Raw genomic sequence first — 3,082 nt, 5'->3', positions numbered from 1 at the left:
GTTCGTTGGGTGCTTGAAGATCTTGAAGACGCTGTCTGAAAGAAATTTTCAAAAAGTACTTGACGACACTGCGAAAGCAGATCAAAATCTCGCCTCTTTGCTGATAACGACTAACGCAATGCGATAGTTTGAGTCGGTAAAGAAAGTGGATTCCGCTGCAGCCAAGTTGCTGAGTATTGCGAAAAGAAATTTTCAAAAATACTTGACGACGAAGCAAAAAGCAGATTAGAATCTCGCTTCTGTGCTGATGACGACAAAATGACGTCAGCGACGCAAAGCGAAGAGCGAATGCTCTGAAGTTTGCGATGCTCTTTAAGAATTCACAGCCGATAAGCGTGGGCGTTTGAAGCGAAGTGATGTTGCCAAGTGATTGGCAACGGTCCTTCGGACTTTAAACGCTCACGGAAAGAGAATGAAGCTATGCAAATAGTCTTTGTTCGATTCCGTTGAGTATATTCAAGATCGAACTGTAGAGTTTGATCCTGGCTCAGATTGAACGCTGGCGGCATGCCTTACACATGCAAGTCGAACGGTAACAGGTTAAGCTGACGAGTGGCGAACGGGTGAGTAATGTATCGGAACGTGCCCAGTCGTGGGGGATAACTGCTCGAAAGAGCAGCTAATACCGCATACGACCTGAGGGTGAAAGCGGGGGATCGCAAGACCTCGCGCGATTGGAGCGGCCGATATCAGATTAGGTAGTTGGTGGGGTAAAGGCTCACCAAGCCAACGATCTGTAGCTGGTCTGAGAGGACGACCAGCCACACTGGGACTGAGACACGGCCCAGACTCCTACGGGAGGCAGCAGTGGGGAATTTTGGACAATGGGCGCAAGCCTGATCCAGCCATGCCGCGTGCGGGAAGAAGGCCTTCGGGTTGTAAACCGCTTTTGTCAGGGAAGAAAAGGTTCTGGCTAATACCTGGGACTCATGACGGTACCTGAAGAATAAGCACCGGCTAACTACGTGCCAGCAGCCGCGGTAATACGTAGGGTGCAAGCGTTAATCGGAATTACTGGGCGTAAAGCGTGCGCAGGCGGTTATGCAAGACAGAGGTGAAATCCCCGGGCTCAACCTGGGAACTGCCTTTGTGACTGCATAGCTAGAGTGCGGCAGAGGGGGATGGAATTCCGCGTGTAGCAGTGAAATGCGTAGATATGCGGAGGAACACCGATGGCGAAGGCAATCCCCTGGGCCTGCACTGACGCTCATGCACGAAAGCGTGGGGAGCAAACAGGATTAGATACCCTGGTAGTCCACGCCCTAAACGATGTCAACTGGTTGTTGGGAGGGTTTCTTCTCAGTAACGTAGCTAACGCGTGAAGTTGACCGCCTGGGGAGTACGGCCGCAAGGTTGAAACTCAAAGGAATTGACGGGGACCCGCACAAGCGGTGGATGATGTGGTTTAATTCGATGCAACGCGAAAAACCTTACCTACCCTTGACATGTCTGGAATCCTGAAGAGATTTGGGAGTGCTCGAAAGAGAGCCAGAACACAGGTGCTGCATGGCCGTCGTCAGCTCGTGTCGTGAGATGTTGGGTTAAGTCCCGCAACGAGCGCAACCCTTGTCATTAGTTGCTACGAAAGGGCACTCTAATGAGACTGCCGGTGACAAACCGGAGGAAGGTGGGGATGACGTCAGGTCATCATGGCCCTTATGGGTAGGGCTACACACGTCATACAATGGCCGGGACAGAGGGCTGCCAACCCGCGAGGGGGAGCTAATCCCAGAAACCCGGTCGTAGTCCGGATCGTAGTCTGCAACTCGACTGCGTGAAGTCGGAATCGCTAGTAATCGCGGATCAGCTTGCCGCGGTGAATACGTTCCCGGGTCTTGTACACACCGCCCGTCACACCATGGGAGCGGGTTCTGCCAGAAGTAGTTAGCCTAACCGCAAGGAGGGCGATTACCACGGCAGGGTTCGTGACTGGGGTGAAGTCGTAACAAGGTAGCCGTATCGGAAGGTGCGGCTGGATCACCTCCTTTCTAGATTGATCGCGCCTCGTGTGTTCTACGGAGCATGCAGAGCAAGATCGCTAAAAGAGCGAAAGCTCAGCGCTTCGCTTCTTGCGCCCACACTTATCGGCTGTATACACAACAGTGAGTGAATCGCGTGAGTCTGTGGAGCTGGCCTCGACAGCCTGGCGATGAAACAGAGCTACCGCAACAAAGTTCGCGTGGGTCTGTAGCTCAGTCGGTTAGAGCACCGTCTTGATAAGGCGGGGGTCGCTGGTTCGAATCCAGCCAGACCCACCACGGATTGCAGAGAAATCTGTACGGGGGATTAGCTCAGCTGGGAGAGCACCTGCTTTGCAAGCAGGGGGTCGTCGGTTCGATCCCGTCATCCTCCACCAGTTCACTCAAATCAGTTGGTAAACCTCAGCGAATGATGTTCGCTAAGGTTTACCAGCGAGATCGAAAGATCGGCTGTTGTTCTTTAACAATTTGTAGAGTCGAATCAGCGTTGTCGACGGAAAGCATCTCCTGATGCACCGTGCCGTCGGCAACATTTTGATTGCGTCAACATAGAACTTCAACTGAGCAAGGCAGCGAAAGCTGAATTGATTAGGTATGAAGAACGGCGTAACGCGTGAATACTCAAAAACAGTTTGGATCTAAGGATCTGAATTGAGTCCTTGACGACAGTGCAGTCAGCGCTGTCAAAGTTATAGGGTCAAGTGACTAAGTGCATGTGGTGGATGCCTTGGCGATTACAGGCGACGAAGGACGTGATAGCCTGCGATAAGCTTCGGGGAGCTGGCAAATTAGCTTTGATCCGGAGATTTCCGAATGGGGAAACCCACTCCGCAAGGAGTAACTCTGACTGAATACATAGGTCATTGTGGCGAACCGGGTGAACTGAAACATCTCAGTAGCTCGAGGAAAAGACATCAACCGAGATTCCGAAAGTAGTGGCGAGCGAAATCGGAGTAGCCCTCGCGTTTTAGCAGTTTGCATATCAGAACGGAATGGAAAGTCCGGCCACAGCGGGTGATAGCCCCGTATGAGAAATGTAAATTGTGGAACTAGGCGCGAATAGAGTAGGGCGGGACACGTGAAATCCTGTCTGAATATGGGGG

Annotated in this window: 2 tRNA genes and 2 rRNA genes; all 4 read left to right on the top strand. The window is 52.0% G+C overall.

The window, feature by feature from the left end:
- The first annotated feature begins 464 nt into the window (after nucleotides 1–464).
- A 16S ribosomal RNA gene (locus CDO81_RS27395) occupies nucleotides 465–1,988 on the top strand.
- 193 nt (nucleotides 1,989–2,181) lie between these two features.
- Nucleotides 2,182–2,258: transfer RNA gene (locus CDO81_RS27390), tRNA-Ile, on the top strand.
- Between the two features lie 22 nt (nucleotides 2,259–2,280).
- Nucleotides 2,281–2,356: transfer RNA gene (locus tag CDO81_RS27385), tRNA-Ala, on the top strand.
- Between the two features lie 318 nt (nucleotides 2,357–2,674).
- Nucleotides 2,675–3,082 (top strand): 23S ribosomal RNA (locus CDO81_RS27380); the annotation flags it as partial.

The sequence above is a fragment of the Roseateles puraquae genome, from assembly GCF_002205845.1.
GTDB classification, from domain to species: Bacteria; Pseudomonadota; Gammaproteobacteria; order Burkholderiales; family Burkholderiaceae_C; genus Pelomonas; species Pelomonas puraquae.
The sequence above is the reverse complement of the archived record's forward strand: the minus strand, read 5'-3'. Positions and strand labels throughout refer to the sequence as shown.